The sequence below is a fragment of the Nostoc sp. ChiQUE02 genome, from assembly GCF_034531305.2.
Lineage (GTDB): Bacteria > Cyanobacteriota > Cyanobacteriia > Cyanobacteriales > Nostocaceae > Nostoc.
In genome coordinates this window covers 26,910-44,351 of the sequence record NZ_JAVRBN020000001.1, presented here as the reverse complement: position 1 = coordinate 44,351, position 17,442 = coordinate 26,910, and the positions used below count along the sequence as shown (strand labels likewise).

The window sequence follows — 17,442 nt, the reverse complement described above, 5'->3', positions numbered from 1 at the left end:
CTATATAAGTTAACTACTGGAGGAATTTTTAGATGGTAAAAGAGAGTCGTTTCCTCCGGTCGAAACGACTACGCGCCAGCCTCTGGTATGCGGCTGATGGAAAGTGTCAACTGTGCGGGTGCGATATGCCTTCAAATTGGCATGCAGATCATATTGTTCAGTGGGCAGAAACTCACCGAACAAATGTTCATGAAATGCAGGGATTATGTCCTCAATGCCATTACATAAAAACCGCACAAGAGAATAGAAAAATGACAACTGCCAAGCAACTCGACTTGTTTTCAGAACCTTCCCATCAGCAGCTAAATCTAAGTCAGCAACTAAATCTAAGAAAACACCAAGCCGAGTTTCTAGAGATATGTAAACTTATCAAGGCAGGACAGCCTATCAAAAAAATTCTCATGTTGGTTACACCAGGAGGTGGTAAAAGCTTAATTCCAGTAATTGGTGCGGCGCAACTAATTCCAAATCAGCCTTCTCAGAGAGGCTTACATGGAACTATCGCTGATGCAATATGTTGGATGGTCCCAAAACTAAATTTACAAAAGCAAGGAGAAGAAAATTTTGATGATGCTTTTTTTAAACAACACTTAGTGCATGAACACAGAGTGATGGCGAATAATAATGAGCCTAACCCATGTAAGGGAATGTCAGGCTATGTAGCTACCTACCAAGCAATAGCAGCTAACCCCGATCTTCATGCTCAAGAGTTTCGGCGCAAGCGCTACATTCTCGTGCTGGATGAGTTTCATCATGTTAAAGAGGGGGGAGTTTGGCATCGATTCTTACAACCTTTGGTAGATCAAGCAGTTTTACTAATTCTCGTAACAGGAACTCATGTGCGTGGAGATTGCCAGCAAATTGCTTTTATGCCTTACAAACAAACTCCTGCTGGTGTTACTCCTAATCTATCTAACACCGAGGATACAATAGTTCTTGAGTATACACGTAGTCAAGCTCTTAGAGAACGTGCTATAGTTCCTCTTCATTTTGAGTGGGGAGATGGAGAGGCTGAGTGGATTGATGAAACGGGACAGAAATGTTCAGTGGAAAGTTTTTCAGAAGCTGGAGATTATACAGGCATAGTACTTCAAACAGCGCTTAGTACAGGATATGCTCGTCAGTTATTAAAAAACTGTGTTGATAATTGGAAACAACATAAAATAATTAACCCTCGCTCCAAGTTACTTGTACTTGCACCATTAATTTCAACAGCTAATCAATATCTCGACTGGTTGAAAGAGCTAGGAATTAACACGGCTGTTAAAGCAACAAGTGATGAATCAAAAGACGCGCAATCTGCAATTAAAAAATTCAAAAAAGAGTACCAACCAAGAGATGCAAAAGCAGTTGATGTTTTAGTAACAGTGGCAATGGCATACGAAGGACTTGATGTTCCAGCTATTACTCATGTTGCTTGCTTAACTCACATAAGAAGTGTACCCTGGCTAGAACAATCATGGGCAAGAGCAGCTAGAGTTGATAGAAAAGCAGGAGAATTAAAAAGTTTAGGATTAATTTTTATTCCCGATGATCAGTTAGCTCGTCAGTGTGTAGAGAAAATCATTACAGAGCAAGAGGTTGTTTTAAAAGAAAAAGAGCAAAACGAAAGGAAAAGTTCTGGTGCTAGCAATGAAGAAAATAGCAATTTCCAACGAAATAATTCTATTATTCCATTAAATTCAAGTTTGACCCGCTTAAGAGCATCTGATTTAAGTACTGGAGAAACTGTTGATTATTTAGAGACAGAAATAATTCAATCAACTGCACAGACATTTGGAATTAGTAGCAGCACAATTAATTTGAAACATTTTCTAGAAATGTGTAATTCAAGGTTAGAACAGAAAGAGGTTATTAATATGGAAAATTTTCCGCGAGAATCTTTCACTCCAAGTGAAGAATTAAATATTATGCGTGAAAAAATTGAAAATTATGTCCGCCGATATGGAATTAAGAATGGAAAAGAACCCAAATTGCTCAATGGGGAAATTGTCAATTATTTTAACAAGTCTCGCAAGGAAATGGCACTAGAAGAATTGAGGGAAGTGTGGGCATGGCTACAAAAGAACTATCCAGTGACAGATTAAAAGCTCACATAAGAACTTTAGGAAATGCTGGTGATCTAACAGCACCACCTGGTTCACAAGCTTGGGCAATTGCTGTTAGGTTAGAGATGCAAGCAGTTCTACACGATGCCGTGTTTAATGCTCAACAGTTAAAAGCATGGCGTGACTTGATGAAGGAATATGATGGTTATCAGCAATTAGTTGATGAATATGGAAAGCCTTTCAAAACCTACGAGGAATTGTGCAAAGCACAGCCACCTTTTGGGTTGGGTTGTGAACCATCAGATATTGACAAAATTATTAAAGAACTAGAATCAAGCAATACAAAAGCATTTGATATAGAGGATAATCACCTAAACAATTGGGGCAGCTCGTCGAAATATTTAGAGAAGTTTTCTAAGCTCATTCAGGCTTTCCCAGATGAGCAATCTATCAATGCCGCGCACATTGCTAAAGTGTTGCATACAGTACTCAGTAATGCACACATTTGGAGGCAACGTTGGCTTGATTTAGGATGGATTGAACGATTATCAGGTCAGAAACGTGGTTATTATCAGATTACAGAAGAAGGGCGAAAAGTGGTTAGAGAATGGTTAGAAAAATTACCATCTGCTACTCTTAATCAAGGATTATGGCTAACTATACCTCGTCAGAACTCTAAGAAAGCAGCAGAGCAGCTAATTCAAACTTTAGACTCTGAGCAATTACGAGAAATTTACAGTCTGATTGGCAAATCACTCGATCAGGATTCGTACTGATAGTTATGTTTACTTACTAACGTTGTACGAGTGTTATCTTTTAGGATTTCAAGATACATAGCTAATTATAGAAATCTTAGAAGCCAAGTTATCCAAGATGTATGGCAATCTGTTAAAGAGGAACTTAGACTACAGATCATCGCACCCTAACCTCTCCCCCTACTGCCATCGTGCTACCATTACCAATAAATTCTTTTGGGAGGTCAGTCAATGGCTACCATTCATGCGCTCAATATACCTGATGAATTATACGAACAACTACAACACTTAGCTAAAGCTGAAAATAACTCAATTGATGCTCAAGTTATTACAATCTTGCAGAACGCTTTGCAGGCAAAAACACAGCCAACGGAAGAGGAAAGGCGAAAAAATGTCCCAAAACTCCTAGAGGAAATTAGTCGCCGTCGCCGCCGCTTGAATCCAGCAGACTTTGGATTACCTGATAGTACTCAACTAATTCGAGAAGACCGCGATAGATGAGCAATCCTCTTAGATGCGTGGTAGATACCAGTGTGTACATCAAGTATTTTATTGCTGACCCACTAACTGGCAAAGTTAATCAACTCTTCGGTCATCTCGCTAATCCACAGACAGAAATTTTTGTTCCAGACCTTTTTTACATTGAGTGTGCTAACACGTTCTGGAAGTATGTCCGTGCAAGGATGTACACTGCTGCTGAGGTTCAGACAGATTTAGCTACTCTGAAAGCTTTTCCGTTGCGTGTTGTTTCAACAGCTGATTTGATGGCGGATGCAGTTACTATAAGCTTGAGTTATGGAATTTCCGCCTACGATGGCTCTTATATTGCACTTTCACAGCAGGTAGGTGCTACTTTGCTGACTCTCGACGGTAAGCTGGTAAAAGCAATAGCCACTTCGTCTTACAATGTTTCCTCGTTTAATGACTTTGAGGTTCCGCCGTTGGAGTCGATGTAGAAGCGATCGCCTTTCCTTACCATATATTCAACCCCAAAGCATTAAATGAGGCTAAACAAATCGATACAAACTCAGAATTGGGGAAATTAAATTTTTATCACAAACTTACTTAGTTGCAATAAAATTAGTTTGTAAAGCAGGGGATAAACCTGCTGTTTTTTAATATTCAATTGTCAAAAATGCCTTTTACTTATAACCGCACGGTTCGCTTCCAAGATACTGATGCTGCTGGGGTAGTTTATTTTGCTAACGCCTTGAGTATTTGCCATGAAGCTTATGAAGAATCTCTAGAAGCATCAAATATTAATCTCAAAGATTTTTTTACTAATCCGTCTGTGGGGTTTCCCATTGTTCATACTAGTGTGGATTTTTTGCGCCCTATGTTTGTCGGGGACAAGTTACTGATTAGCTTAATTCCCCAAAAAATCGGTGCTGATAAGTTTGAAATTACTTATGAAATTACTGTGGCTAAGGTGGTAGTTGCTAAGGCTATTACTCGCCATGTTTGTATTGATGCAAGTAGTCGAAGTAAGCAGGAATTACCTGATGAGATTATTCAGTGGTTGGAAACGAACCGCAGAGACGCAGAGGACGCAGAGAGAAGAAGGTCGAGAGAGATTATGTGATGGAATTTTGGAGGAATTCTGTGGCGATTTGCTGTAACTGTTGGCGGTTAATTTTACCTTGGGAGTTGCGGGGTAAGTTTTGCTGAGGAATCCAATATTTTGGGATTTTAAATTTGCTGAGTTTGTTTTTGAGTAGGGTTTGAATTTTTAAGGCAGAGGTATCTGATTTTTTGGGAATGTAAATCGCTGTTAAGGCTTGTCCCCAGTGTTTATCTGGGATGCCGATGACACAAATATCGGCAACCATTTGAGTAGCTTGTATCGCTGATTCAATCTCTGCTGGGTAAATATTTTCTCCACCTGTAATAATTTTGTCGCTGTTACGTCCGACAATATTTAAATGACCTTGAGTGTCTAAAAAGCCTAAATCATCTACTTGAAAAGTATCCTGATTTTCTCTGGTTATCGGATAGTAACCAAAGGATAAAGATTGAGCATGAATGGTGATATTTCCTATTTGATTGGGATTTAATATCTCGCCTTGCTGATTGCGAATAGTTACTTTGGCATGGGGAAGAATTTGACCACTGCTAATTTTACCGCCTAGAAAATCATCTGGTTTGAGGGTGGCAATTTGAGAGGCGGTTTCTGTCATACCATAAGTGAGTGCTAACCGGATGCGATGAAATCTGGCTTTTTCTAGTAGTTCGTTCCATGCTGGCGCACCTCCCAAAAGTACTGTATTAAATTGGGATAACCATTCAGTTAATTCTGGATTTTGCAGGAGGCGTTGTAACTGCGTTGGTACTAAAGATATGAAAAATTCTGATTGTTTAATATTAAGTATTTGACCAGATTCTACTACTTTGAATGGCAGAATAGCCAGTTTGCCTCCGGTGGTAAAAGAGCGCATAAATTGCATTAAACCGCTAACGTGATATAGCGGTAACACGCAAAAAGAATTGACTTGTTTTAGTTGAAAGTATTCTGTAAATCCTTGTACAGATGCTATAAGAGTTTCCCAAGTATGGATGGCAAATTTAATCTGCCCCGATGAACCACCTGTGGGAATCATAATCAGTGCTGTTAGCGGTAGCGGGGCGTTTAGCCCGTGCTGAGTGCTGTTAGCGGTAGCAGGGCGTTTAGCCCGTGCTGAGTAAGAGAGTGGGGGAGTGGGAGAGTAGAGAAATTCTCCCCAAATAATGTCTGGCTGTACTAAATCAAAGACTTGTTGCCATTCTTGTGTTCCCCAGTCTGGGTTACACAAAAAAACCTGGCAATTAGCTGCACAAGCAGCTATAAAACTTGCTAGAAATCTTAAAGGTTCGCGTTCAGCTAAGATGATTTTTGGTGATGTTCCACAGGCTGATAATTGTGTTAGTTCTAAATATAATTCTTGAGCTATTTGATTAAATTGATGGCTGTTGTAACCAATAAGCCAATCATCCTGAGTTAGGTTATTAAGACAGTCTAAAGGCTGTTGCATAAACTTTGAAGCCAGGTTTCTTCTTGTTCAAAAAAATGGTCGATGCCAAAACCAATTGCTCTGTTGTTTTGGGATAATTCGGCTGCTAGTTGGAGTGCTGCTTGTCTTGCGATCGCAGTTTCAAACACTGACGAAAATACAGTATCAATTTGATGTTGGTGGCAAAACTTTCTCAGACGAGATGGCGATCCAACTATCCCAGGTTTGATGACAAAAATCCCTCGCCAACCTTGTTGATGACAAGCAGCGAGTTGCCCAAGTGTGGCGACAGATTCATCTAAGGCGATCGCAGTTTCATAACTCGTACTCAATTCCAACATCCCCTGAAATTGCTCAACGGGTAGCGGTTGTTCGATAAATTCAATTTCTAGGGGTAGTTCTGCATTTGCCTTGAAATTGTCGCAAGTCCACAACCATAAGTTAGCTTCTTCATAACTGAGTCCACCGTTGGCATCTAATCGCAGTTTGGTAAAGGCTGGTAAGGTGTATATCAATGACTCAAAAATTTTTAGTTCATGAGCGATCGCATACACACCAATTTTCCACTTAAATGTGCGATATCCCTGCTGCCATAGGGTTTGCCATTGATTTAAAGCCGCTTCCCCGGCTGGTAATAAGGCACTGTAGAAGAGTGAAGAGTTAGGAGTTATAAAATTATCTCTCCTACTCCCCATATCACAGGCTGACTCAAAGCCAAATTGACAAGCTGGTAACTCATCTGAGATGGAGAAAATCATCTCGTCTGTGATTTCTCCTGGGAGTTGGCAACAAAAATCTAAGGCTTGTTCTAGGGTTTCGGAACCAAACCAGCTAATGGGGGCGATCTCTCCCCAGCCGACTTTGAGAGTTTCATCGGTGAGACGGAGGATAACACCTTCACGAATCTCCCACTTACCGTGATTGGTGGTAAGCGATCGCAAAAATCTTCGCCGATAGGGACGAAATTTAAATTGATAACGCATCAATTAGTAATTGCTAAAGCATAAATCCCAGTCCGAACAGCAAGCAAGCCCAGAAATGCACGGCTACGGCAATGAATTTACAGTTACTAACTTTGTCAGGCTGGTTGTGATTTTCTTGGACGTGGCGGCATAATTTGAAGGCAAAGGGTAAACTCACCCAACTAAGTAACGTCCACGGTGGAGAAATTCCCCACAGCACAAACAGCAAGGTAAGGGGATAAATGCTAGCAGTAAACCAAACTAGGAGTTGAGCACCTTTTGCTGTCCCCAAACGGACAATAGGCGATCGCTTACCTGCGGCTATGTCATCCTTAACTTGATGAAAGTGTGAGCAAAACAAAATTAAGGTTGTGGCAATCCCGACAATCACTGAGGCTGCTAAACTTGTCATTGACCAAGTTTGGGTTTGGCTGTAGTATGCTGCCTCCACTCCTAAGGGGCCAAAGGCAAAAAAGCAAAGAATCTCGCCTAAACCCAGATATCCTAAACGAAAGGGAGGCCCTTGGTACATATAGCCCAAACCACAGCACAGCATAATTATGCCGATAACAGTTAGGTCTTGTTGCCAAAATGCGATCGCTAGTATGCCCAGCAACCCCAAACCTAAACACAAATTTCCTATCCAAAATATTAATGGCTTATTGCCAGTTAAGTTCACCAGAGAATGGTGCTTATTTTGATCAATACCTGTTTCGGAATCAAAGACATCATTACTGATATTTTCCCAGGCAAGAATTAAAATTGCCGCAGCTACAAAAGTAGAAAATACTGCACCATTAAAAATTTTAGTTTCGGCAAATGCTACTGCTGTTCCTATCCAAATGGGCATAATGGCAACGCTGTACATTGGCGGTTTAATCGCTGCCATCCATAACTTAGTGTTGGGATATAAAATCTGCTTGGTTGTCATCAGTTGTGATTAATTAAATTGCCGGAATATTACTTACACTTGAGATTTTATGATTTAAAGAGACACTAGATATTCATGAACTAAAAACAACTCCCACTTTTACTGTGGCTCGTTAACCTTGCGTTGTTAACACTGCACCTTCACGTTGCAGCCTAAGGCTGGAAATGGCTTGTCAGGGTCTAGGAACACCACGAACAAGGCAAATCCTACGCTGGTGAAATGACAACTTAATATGTTACCTGTAGAAATACGACCACGATTAATTACACTTTAGGAAGTTAACTTAAAAAAAATTTACTATAGTGAGATTTATGACAGTTTCACCATGTCGTAGCAACTTCTTTGTAGAGCACAAAGATTTATATCAATTTCTGGTAGCAGTGCAAGAAAAGTGCGTCAAAAATAATTGCAGGCAAATTGTCAGTATCTCTCAGGAGATCGATTTAGTTGACCCTTTACTTGTATTGGAGAAACTTACACAAGCAAATGAAATAAATTTTTACTTTGAGGATAGAGGTAAAGGAGAAGCGATCGCGGCAATTGATGCTGTAGCAAAATTACAGATTGATGGCAAAGACCGTTTTAGTCAAGCAGAACATTTTATCAAATCTTGTCTAAAAAATATAATTAATTTTGGTAACGCTAATCAACCTTTTTCTGGACCTCACTTTTTTTGTTATTTCAGCTTTTTTGATAAAAATGCCCAAGTAGATTATCCATTTCCATCTGCCACCATCTTTCTTCCACGTTGGCAAGTAGCTGTAAAAAATCAGCGTTGTATATTAGTAACAAATATAATTATCAATGCAAATGTAAATATTGAAAGATTATTAGAAAATGTGCAAAATAAAATTGAATTTATCCAATCTTTAGAATATTACTCTGCTAATATTGATTCTTTCCCCGCAAACTTCTACAAAAAATCCGTCACAAATGCTGCTCAATTTAAACGCTCAGTAGTATCTGCCTTGGAAAAAATTCGGTCTAGTCATTTAAGTAAGATTGTACTAGCAGATATATTAGATGTAAAATCAAGCAACCACTTTGACTTAGTTAAATCTTTAAATAATCTTAGGCAAATACATCCTAATTGTTATATTTTTTCTACAAGTAATGGCAAAGGACAAAACTTTATTGGTGCAAGCCCAGAAAGATTAATTAGTATTAATAATCAACAGTTAATCACTGATGCTTTGGCTGGTTCTGCACCACGAGGTAAAACCCCTGCTGAAGATGCAGCCAATGCTAATCGTTTATTGAATAGTGAGAAAGAAAAGCATGAACATTCACTGGTAATTGATTTCATTACACAACGCCTATGCCAGCTAGGTTTATTACCCCAAATATTAGCACCTCGCCTGCGACAATTATCTAACATCCAGCATTTATGGACGCCAATAAGTGCTATGGTTCCTACTAATATACATCCATTAAAAATTGTTGGACAATTGCATCCTACACCAGCTGTTGCCGGTGCAGCACGAGATGTTGCTTGTGCCGAAATTCGTCGTTACGAAAGCTTTGAGAGAGGTTTGTATGCTGCGCCTCTAGGTTGGATAGATTCTGAGGGTAACTGCGAGTTTATTGTGGGAATTCGTTCAGCATTGATCGATGGCGATCGCGCGAGATTGTATGCTGGTGCTGGGATCGTGGCTGGATCTGATCCTGATAAAGAGTTTGCAGAGGTGCAACTTAAACTTCAGGCTTTACTTAAAGCGTTAGTATAAAGTTGGAGTACGCCTTTGAATAATAATTTAATAGAGAAATAGGTTAAGGCTGAGGATGTCAATTCCAGGCACTTGTTTTGAAAAATGGTACTAAGAATCATGACCAACTAACGGCAACAGCAAGCGGCTAACTACTCGATTATCTGGTAACTGATAGAAATTCAACTCTCCTCCCAACTCTTGCATGAGGTTTTGGCAGATCAGCAGATGTAAGCCTGGTGGTTGGTCAAGGTTGGAGGGAGCAAGCACATCTTTGGGTGTATTATCATGTAGTTCTGTTAAAAGCTGTGGTTCAATTGCACCATTGTGTGTAATCGACAGTTCTAGCGATGTCTGATGATCGGCCCCTCCACTTGTAGAAGAATGCTTTGTATCTGAGGGTTTTGATGCATCTAAACGGCGACACCAAATATCAATTCTGCCGCCGATTTGAGAACGGTTACAGGCACTAACCAATAATTCATGGATAACTAATTCAATTTTGACAATATCACCAGCGATCGCCATTGAAGATTGAGCGCTGGAGGTAGGAACGCCTCTAACTAATGAAGAATTGTTTGGCGATTGCTCCTCAATCGGTTGTCCCAAGCCATGTACACCAATCCACAGCTTTTGTTGTTTAAGTAAATTTTCAATGCGTTCGAGCGATCGCTTCAGTAAACTGGCTATGGGCATAGTTTCCCAACTGATATGTAGCTGCCAGTGCTCAAGTTTTAACATTCCACTCATGGAGGCAGCCGTATGGTCTAACTGGCGCAGCAATAGCTGGTACCGCATCTGAGTCAGTTCATTAGCAGGAATACCCAAATCATGTATTTGTTTAAGAGACAGCGCCGTTATTCTTTGAATTTCCTCTAGGCGACGATGTTTATACCAGTTGAGTTGTCGTAATTCCTCAGTTGTGGACTCTAGAAGTCGGGTAATTTGCTTTTCCCGACGCCACCAGGCTAATTGAGAAATCAGAGTTGCCGTCGCACTGAGGCTTTGTTCTGACCAGCGACGCTCTTGATAGTCTGCTAACAATACTACACCTGTAGTTTCATAAACAGTATTGGTACGTAATGCCATTACCAAAATTTGACCTTTGTCTGGAACACTCAACCATTTTCGAGTTTCTGGGGGTAAATTATCTACCTTCAAAGTCAGGTAACTCTCCGTAGCAAGTGCCCACTGAATTAAGGCTTCAGCCTGGATAGGAATAGATGCATCAGAAAAAATCCCAAATTGGCTATTGTCAATCACTCCAGGGATAATTTCTGCCCAATTTTCACCAGGCGACCAGGATAGTAGTAGCGCTAGGGGACAACCCAGAATCGATGCTATTTGTTCAAGTGCGGTACGTTCTAGATCCTTTTTTTCAACCTCAATACTGTTCTGGGATTGTGTCAGGATGCGTAGACATTGCTCAAATGCCTGGGAAATTTTTTGCTGCTGGGTGGTGCGGTTATGTAATTGCCACTGACGAACAATGACACCAATCTGTTGACTGACGGACCACAGCAATTCTTTTTCCAGAGTTGTCCAAGAACGATGGGATTCGTGAGTGATGACCAAAAGCGCTGCTGGTATCTGATCGTGAGTGCATTTACAAACAAGTAGCGATCGCACACCATTTTCTAGTAAAGGGGGACGCCAGTTAAAAAAGCGTAAATCTTCATCTAAGTTCTCAATTTCCACCGCTTGAGTTGAACGTTGCAAAAGCTGTCCATCTAATTCTTTGAGAGTATGAAGGGGAAATGTCAACGGTCGGCGATTATGGGGCTGACTTTGGTAAATAAATTGATAATTATTCTGCTCAGGGTCATACTGCAACAGCAAAAAGCGAGTGGCACCTAGTCGAGCTAAAACTCTTTTAGCACAACTGTGTAAAGTTTCCTGAAGGTCATGTTCGCTATAGATACCTTGGGCAACTTGGCCAGTCAGTTGGGCATCCTCTTGAATCTGTTTGATAGTGCTTTCCATACTTTCGGTAGGTGCAACTAGGGAAATTAAACCAGCAACACCCTGGACGAAATTTCTGTCTGTGTCCGTCCAGATGCGAGGTTCATTGCTTTCCACCGCCAGAAAACCAACTAAGTTCTTTTGCCAGATTATCGGAGCTGCTAGGAGCGATCGCACCTTTAAGCGTTGCAGCAATTTTGCCGTAAAATGGCTCTTTAAAGAACTGCGTGCATCACCAATCGAAACAATTTGGTTAACTGCCAAAGCATAATAAAAATCGCTCAACTCCTGTACAGTCATTCCTGCTGCTTGCTGAGTGCTGGAATTGCGATCGATTTTGACTAGCTGATTGCTCATCCGACACCAAAAGTAGCGCCCTTCCCGCTCAAACCAGTAAACATTTGTCCGGTTGGGGGAAACAAATTTATGAGTTGCTTGCACCGCTGCTTCAAGTCTTTGATTCAGGTTACTGAGAGTGCGTAAATTTTCTAGCAATTCTAATAATGGCTCATCGGTTCGCCTGGTTTGCTTTTGCTGCTTATGTATCTCATTTTGATAAAGCACTGCCCCCAGTTCACCTAAAACCATCATCAAACGTGCTTTTGTTTCTCCTGTGAGTAGGTAGCCCCAACGTTCTGAACCCAGTAACAATACACCCAAGCAACGGTCTTTATAGCGAATTGGTAAAATAATCGTTCCTTGGATGTGAAATTTTTCAGCAATTTTTCGCCATTCGGCGGCGCGGATTTCAGTTTGCAAATCAGCTACGCCCAAGGGATGCTGTTCAATCACCACTTGCTCTAATAAATCCCCAGGGCTAAGAACAACCCTTTGTCGTAAAAAGCTCGTGTCACGATCGGGTGTGATGCCCCCTTTGCCGAATAATATGTGATTTAGGCGATCGTAAAGAGCAATCCAAATCAGTCTGTAGTCAAACTGTTCCTTGAGATAAGAAATAGTAGTTTCAATCAGAACGTCAACATCATCTTCTTCTCTGAGGCTCTGGAGGACACGTCCCAAGGAGAGGATCTGCTGTTCGGCGGCTATAGGTTTTTGCGGCTGCCCCATCTGATTTATTGGTTAACATAACTTGTAATATATAAGATGCCCAGAAAAGCACCCTGAGTAATATTGCCACAGGTGTTTGCTAAAAGTTGTAGGTAACAGGTTCGTTAAAGTTAGATTATGGAGTGCTAGGGAAATGGGCGAAACTTCGTCTGATGCTCAAGAGGAGCAGAGACAAGTCTCAGAGGAAAAGCGAGAGTCTGCTGAAGATGTCAGGCTTTCACAAGAGGAGCAGCGGGAGTCTTCTGAAGATGTCAGGCTCTCACAAGAGGAGCAGCGACAGCTTGCTGAAGAAATGAGAAATTCTGCCGAAAAAACCCGGAAGCTTGCTGAAGAAGTCAGAGGGACTGCCGAAGAAGCGCGGCAGATTGGTGAAGAAATGCGGCAATTTAAAGAAGAACTCCGACAAGCTAAAGAGGAAGCACGGCAAGTTAGAGAAGAACTCCGACAAGCTAGAGAGGAACTTCAACAAGCTAAAGAGGAAGCGCGGCAGTCTACCGAATTCGCGTAGTATTAAGGATTGAAATGGATATTTATCAACTTGCTATTCGTCCGCTTTTGTTCAATCTGGTAAAAACTGATTCAGAGTGGTTACACCAGCAGACGATTCGCAGTTTTAGTTGGCTATCTCAAACCCCTACTAGTTGGGTAAACCAACGCTTACAAAAATCCTTATCTCTGTACGATTCCCGCCTAGAACAAAATTTGTTTGGGCTAAACTTTCCAAATCCTGTAGGGTTAGCAGCTGGTTTCGACAAGGATGGAGTAGCTGCTGGCATTTGGTCTAACCTGGGTTTTGGTTTTGCGGAACTAGGAACTGTGACTTTTCACGCACAGCCAGGAAATCCGCCTCCCCGTTTGTTTCGCTTGCCATTGGACAAAGCTGCTCTGAATCGGATGGGCTTTAATAATCGCGGTGCAGCAGCAATGGCGGCACGTTTGGAACAGGAAAAGCAGAAGCTAACCCAATCAATACCTATAGGAATAAATTTAGGTAAATCTAAGGTAACTCCCCTAGAAGCAGCCGCACAAGATTATCTCGATAGTTTTCGTTTACTCAAGAATTTGGGAGACTATTTTGTTGTTAATGTCTCTTCTCCCAATACACCGGGATTGCGATCACTCCAAGATGCTTCTATGCTCAGTGCCATCTTAGATTTATTACAACAAGAAAATACTACACAAAAACCTATTTTTGTCAAGATAGCCCCCGATTTAGAATGGGAAGCGATCGCTGACATTATTTCTTTAGCTAAAACCTATCAACTGGCGGGAATTATCGCCACTAATACCACCATCCGCCGTGATGGACTGAAAACCCAGGTGATTGACCAAACTGGCAAATCACCCCAGGAAGAAGCTGGCGGAATTAGCGGTGAACCATTGCGCGATCGCTCCACTGAGGTAATTCGTTTTATTTGGCAGCAAACCCAAGGACAAATGCCGATTATTGGCGTTGGTGGCATCTTTTCTGCTGAAGATGCTTGGGAGAAAATTACTGCTGGTGCTAGCCTAATCCAGGTTTATACAGGCTGGATTTACGAAGGGCCACTGATGGTACGCCGGATTCTAGCAGGTTTGCTTTCCCAGCTAGAACAAAACGGATTAAATTCCATCAACGAAGCTGTGGGTTTACAAGTAAAAAGTAAAAAGTAAAGCTTTAAAGTTCTTTCTTTTTCCTTTTACCTTTTAACTTTTGCCTTGTTCTTCTTCCTCCACTGGGAAAAACTCTTTAGTTTTTTCCGAGAATGACCAGGCAATACCATCAGGGTCTTTGCTGCGGCTCCATTCTGGAAACTCTGGATCGTTTCGCCGTTTATAAACCGTGCTGGAATAGACATTTAGTCGCTTGGCAAGTTCAGATTGAATCAGAGAGCCAAAAATTAACTGTTTTTCCAGCGATTGTTTAGCTTCCTCATGGGTTAGCTGTGGCAGTGATTCGGTTTCTGGTTCTTCCTCCTGTGGGGTTGGTGGTGGTGCTAGGAGCGATCGCGCTGTTTTAGTAACCTGTTGAGCCGGAAGTTCTTTGACAGGCTCACTACTGTCAAGAATATTACCGAGAATGCTGGCAGTTATAAAGTAATAAGACTGCCCCGCCTCTTCGGAGTTCACTATACTGGCACCAAATTCTGAAGCTTTACTATCTAAGTAGCGTTTTGCCGTTGTTCCAGGAAAATTGCCCCTGATTGCCAAGTCCATTGGCGTAAGTCTGCCCTGATTTTCGCGAACCAACTGATGAAAAATTGGGTTAACTCGCACAGTCCACTGTTGCCATTGATATTCCTGCCAAAGCTTGAAGCCAATTACCAGCACAATTAGCGCCAGTAAAATTCTCCAGGTAGCAACCAGGAAAATAATCAAAAACGAGATGGGCAAAAGTAGAACGAGAAAAGCCTTGCCGTTACCTTCTATGGGTTTCTCACTCATGCCGATTTTTGCCAAGTGAATTTTGGGAAATAATATTATTATATTGGCAAAAATTGGGACACTTTATTGTATCTTTTGGCAAAGTTGCGGCAAATTTGCCGGCAAAAGCTTTTTTCAGTAGGTGTTATAGGCTTGGGTCTGCGATCGGGCAAAAGTTTTTTTCCAGAGAAAATAAAAATGTTTTTAACTCAACCAACAACTCTATAAATTAGCTTGCCATCCTCTTGACAATAAATAATACATATACTACATTAATAATACAAGTCAACTTCCATTAGGGAGTTAGCTTTCACTAGTAGCGGATAGCTCAAATGGCAGAGCGCCCACCTTGCCCGGAAGGGCCGACGTATTGAGGGTTATCGCATATAACTAAAACACCCTCGATCAAACTTCTGGAGGTGTAGGTAAAAATCCTACTTCGCTACAGCAAATTGAGTGCTGAGTTTTGAATTTTCTATGTGGTGGGTAGCTCAGTGGCTAGAGCGCCTAAATATCCTTATTCACCCCTTGCCTGAAAAGGCCGACGAATTGAGGGTTATCGCCTGCCAAGCGGGAGGTCGCGGGTTCGATTCCCGCTCCACTACACCAAATCTAGTCCTGAAATTTAAATTTTTAATTTTTAATTTTTAATTTTTAATTTTCATGTGGCGGGTAGCTCAGAGGTAGAGCGCTAAACATCCTTGTTCACCCCTTGCCTGCAAAGGCCGACGAATTAAGGTTATCGATTAGGGTTCGAGAGGTCGCGGGTTCAAATCCCGCTCCGCCACCTTTCATTTTTGCCCGTAAGGGCCGGGAGATGAAACGATGAATTACAATTTTTTCACTAAAAAGAAGACAACTACACCCCAAAATCAACCTATCCCCGGACGAGAAGCAGAAATGGTTCAGGGGCGTTCCGGCGGCTGGATGTTTGATGCTGGTATTTGGAAAATGCTGCGCCGCTGTTTGTTAGTTGGCACAGCAAAAAGCACTTACTACGCTGGTAAACAGGAATTAACTGAGGATTTTGTGGCAGTTGTCAAACAAGCTGTTGCCGAAAATCCCGGCCGTGTAGCAGAAGAAATTCTTTATGTTAGCGATGGACGCGCCATCAATAACAGTGCGCCTATCTTGGCTTTGGTATTGCTGTCGATGGGTGAAACACCAGCAGCAAAACAGGCATTTGGTGAAATCTTCCCGCAAGTTGTCCGTACTGGTAGCCACTTCTACGAATGGTTGAACTACACCAAATCTCTGCGGGGATTTGGCAAAGTAGTGCGGGAAGCTGGTAAAACTTGGCTCTCACGGGAAGATGTCAAGGGTTTAGCTTATCAACTGTTGAAATATCAACAGCGTCAAGGCTTCTCCCACCGAGATGCGTTGCGGTTGTTCCATGTCAAACCGCCTACAGAAAATCACCGTCAACTATTTGAGTGGGTAGTTAGAGGCTGGGAAGAATTGCCAGCAGACATCCCCTCAGAGGCGTTGGCGCAGATTTGGTGGTATGAGTGGCTGAAGCGGAATCCCACCCAAACCCATGAAGCTATTTCCCAAGGACGCCTAACCCACGAAATGGCTGCACCTGTGGGCAAAATGGATCGGGAAGCTTGGCAGCTGCTATTTCAGGAAATGCCAATAGGTGCAATGCTGCGTAACCTGGGTTCTTTGACTGAACTGGGTGTGTTGCGAGCTGATGAAAGCGCCAATTTGCTCCAAGTGGAAGCAGTTCTTAATCGCAGAGAACATCTGCGTAAAGGTCGCATCCATCCAATTGATGTTTTGAAAGCACTCAAAACATATCAATCTGGTGGAACATTAGGACGCAGTAAGAAAACTTGGAATCCAGTTCCTCGGATTGTGGACATCTTAGAAAAGGCGGTTGAACTGTCTTTTGATGTTGTGCAACCCACAGGTAAAGTTTTCATGCACGCCGTAGACGTTTCTGGTTCTATGGGTAGCTTGGTTGCAGATATGGGGCTAACTTGTTGTGAAATTGCCACCACAATGGCACTGGTGACAGCAAAAGCAGAGAAAAACTACATGATTCGTGGTTTTGCTACGGAATTCCGGGAATTAGATATCACCGCCAAAGATAGTTTTAGTTCTGCGGTTCGCAAAGCTAGCAATCAAAACTTTGGTGGAACGGATGCATCTGTAGCTTACGACTGGATGATTAAGAATAAGTTTAAAGCAGATGTAGTTTGCTTTTGGACTGACTCGGAAAGCTGGGCTGGGTATAAGCATCCAAGTCAAGCGCTGAAGGAGTACCGTAAAAAGGTAAATCCCAATGTCAAGGCGGTGTATGTCACCTTGACACCTTACCAAATTACCTTGGTAGATCCTGAAGATTCGCTGTCTTGGGATTTGGCAGGATTCGACCCAGGTATACCTCGGATCATTCAGATGCTAGGTACGGGTGAATTGTAGATATTGCTGAAGGGTAAAGGATGAAACACTTTATCCTTCATACTTCATGGCGGGTTATCCTTGTTCGCAACTTGCCTTTCAGGGCCGAAGAATTTAGGGTTATCGGTTACGTCTCCACCATTGTGGGGATTAGCGGGTTCAATCCCCGCACCCGCCTTTGTTTTTGATTTTCTCATTACGCAAAGAAGAAGGC

At 41.9% G+C, this 17,442-nt stretch carries 15 protein-coding genes and 2 tRNA genes; 11 read left to right on the top strand and 6 right to left on the bottom strand.

Translation table 11 applies throughout. The features are described from left to right. The first annotated feature begins 125 nt into the window (after nt 1-125). The 5 genes from RM347_RS00190 to RM347_RS00170 all read left to right on the top strand — a co-directional run bounded on the left by RM347_RS00190 (nt 126) and on the right by RM347_RS00170 (nt 4,385). Nucleotides 126-2,087 carry a DEAD/DEAH box helicase family protein gene (locus RM347_RS00190; protein ID WP_322722048.1) on the top strand — a complete coding sequence of 654 codons (1,962 nt, stop codon included), beginning with the start codon at nt 126-128 and terminating at the stop codon, nt 2,085-2,087. After that, on the top strand, nt 2,054-2,824 hold the full coding sequence (locus RM347_RS00185) for a hypothetical protein (protein ID WP_322722047.1): 771 nt from the start codon (nt 2,054-2,056) through the stop codon (nt 2,822-2,824). The genes RM347_RS00190 and RM347_RS00185 overlap by 34 nt, the downstream gene beginning before the upstream one ends. Nucleotides 2,825-3,034: 210 nt before the next feature. Continuing rightward, on the top strand, nt 3,035-3,304 hold the full coding sequence (locus RM347_RS00180) for a hypothetical protein (protein WP_322722046.1): 270 nt from the start codon (nt 3,035-3,037) through the stop codon (nt 3,302-3,304). Further along, entirely contained in the window at nt 3,301-3,759 is a 459-nt protein-coding gene (locus RM347_RS00175) for a type II toxin-antitoxin system VapC family toxin (RefSeq protein WP_322722045.1), read from the top strand. Before RM347_RS00180 ends, RM347_RS00175 begins: the two co-directional genes overlap by 4 nt. A gap of 179 nt (nt 3,760-3,938) precedes the next feature. Continuing rightward, the gene (locus tag RM347_RS00170; protein WP_322722044.1) at nt 3,939-4,385 is read left to right on the top strand and encodes an acyl-CoA thioesterase; all 447 of its coding nucleotides are present in this window, start codon (nt 3,939-3,941) and stop codon (nt 4,383-4,385) included. On the opposite strand, the gene RM347_RS00165 is transcribed toward RM347_RS00170, so the two are convergent. Genes RM347_RS00165 through menA form a run of 3 tightly spaced genes read right to left on the bottom strand, consistent with a single transcriptional unit; the run spans nt 4,378 to nt 7,683 of the window. After that, nucleotides 4,378-5,811, bottom strand: a complete 1,434-nt coding sequence (locus RM347_RS00165) for a 2-succinylbenzoate--CoA ligase (RefSeq protein ID WP_322722043.1) — start codon at nt 5,809-5,811, stop codon at nt 4,378-4,380. The two genes, RM347_RS00170 and RM347_RS00165, sit on opposite strands and share 8 nt — an antisense overlap. Beyond that, nucleotides 5,796-6,773: an o-succinylbenzoate synthase gene (locus tag RM347_RS00160; protein ID WP_322722042.1), complete on the bottom strand. Its 978-nt coding sequence runs from the start codon at nt 6,771-6,773 to the stop codon at nt 5,796-5,798. Before RM347_RS00160 ends, RM347_RS00165 begins: the two co-directional genes overlap by 16 nt. A gap of 13 nt (nt 6,774-6,786) precedes the next feature. Continuing rightward, entirely contained in the window at nt 6,787-7,683 is an 897-nt protein-coding gene (gene menA, locus RM347_RS00155; protein WP_322722041.1) for a 2-carboxy-1,4-naphthoquinone phytyltransferase, read from the bottom strand. 311 nt (nt 7,684-7,994) lie between these two features. Between menA and RM347_RS00150 the strand changes: the two genes are divergently transcribed. Next, nucleotides 7,995-9,410, top strand: a complete 1,416-nt coding sequence (locus RM347_RS00150; RefSeq protein ID WP_322722040.1) for an isochorismate synthase — start codon at nt 7,995-7,997, stop codon at nt 9,408-9,410. 90 nt (nt 9,411-9,500) lie between these two features. Here the strand turns inward: RM347_RS00150 and RM347_RS00145 are convergent, their stop codons facing one another. Further along, nucleotides 9,501-12,419, bottom strand: coding sequence for a GAF domain-containing protein (locus tag RM347_RS00145; protein WP_322722039.1), 2,919 nt, complete (start codon nt 12,417-12,419; stop codon nt 9,501-9,503). Between the two features lie 133 nt (nt 12,420-12,552). Here RM347_RS00145 and RM347_RS00140 point away from each other — a divergent pair, with 133 nt between their 5' ends. After that, nucleotides 12,553-12,927: a hypothetical protein gene (locus RM347_RS00140; RefSeq protein WP_322722038.1), complete on the top strand. Its 375-nt coding sequence runs from the start codon at nt 12,553-12,555 to the stop codon at nt 12,925-12,927. 14 nt (nt 12,928-12,941) lie between these two features. Next, nucleotides 12,942-14,072: a quinone-dependent dihydroorotate dehydrogenase gene (locus tag RM347_RS00135; protein WP_322722037.1), complete on the top strand. Its 1,131-nt coding sequence runs from the start codon at nt 12,942-12,944 to the stop codon at nt 14,070-14,072. 33 nt (nt 14,073-14,105) lie between these two features. Here RM347_RS00135 and RM347_RS00130 read toward each other — a convergent pair whose 3' ends face one another. Continuing rightward, on the bottom strand, nt 14,106-14,843 hold the full coding sequence (locus tag RM347_RS00130) for a hypothetical protein (RefSeq protein WP_322722036.1): 738 nt from the start codon (nt 14,841-14,843) through the stop codon (nt 14,106-14,108). Between the two features lie 458 nt (nt 14,844-15,301). Here RM347_RS00130 and RM347_RS00125 point away from each other — a divergent pair. The 3 genes from RM347_RS00125 to RM347_RS00115 all read left to right on the top strand — a co-directional run bounded on the left by RM347_RS00125 (nt 15,302) and on the right by RM347_RS00115 (nt 17,249). Further along, nucleotides 15,302-15,431, top strand: a tRNA-OTHER gene (locus RM347_RS00125). 57 nt (nt 15,432-15,488) lie between these two features. Next, nucleotides 15,489-15,610, top strand: a tRNA-OTHER gene (locus RM347_RS00120). A 37-nt stretch (nt 15,611-15,647) separates the two neighbouring features. After that, complete coding sequence (locus tag RM347_RS00115) at nt 15,648-17,249, top strand: TROVE domain-containing protein (RefSeq protein WP_322722035.1); 1,602 nt, start codon at nt 15,648-15,650, stop codon at nt 17,247-17,249. A 44-nt stretch (nt 17,250-17,293) separates the two neighbouring features. On the opposite strand, the gene RM347_RS00110 is transcribed toward RM347_RS00115, so the two are convergent. Next, complete coding sequence (locus RM347_RS00110) at nt 17,294-17,425, bottom strand: hypothetical protein (RefSeq protein ID WP_322722034.1); 132 nt, start codon at nt 17,423-17,425, stop codon at nt 17,294-17,296. Between the last annotated feature and the right edge of the window lie 17 nt (nt 17,426-17,442).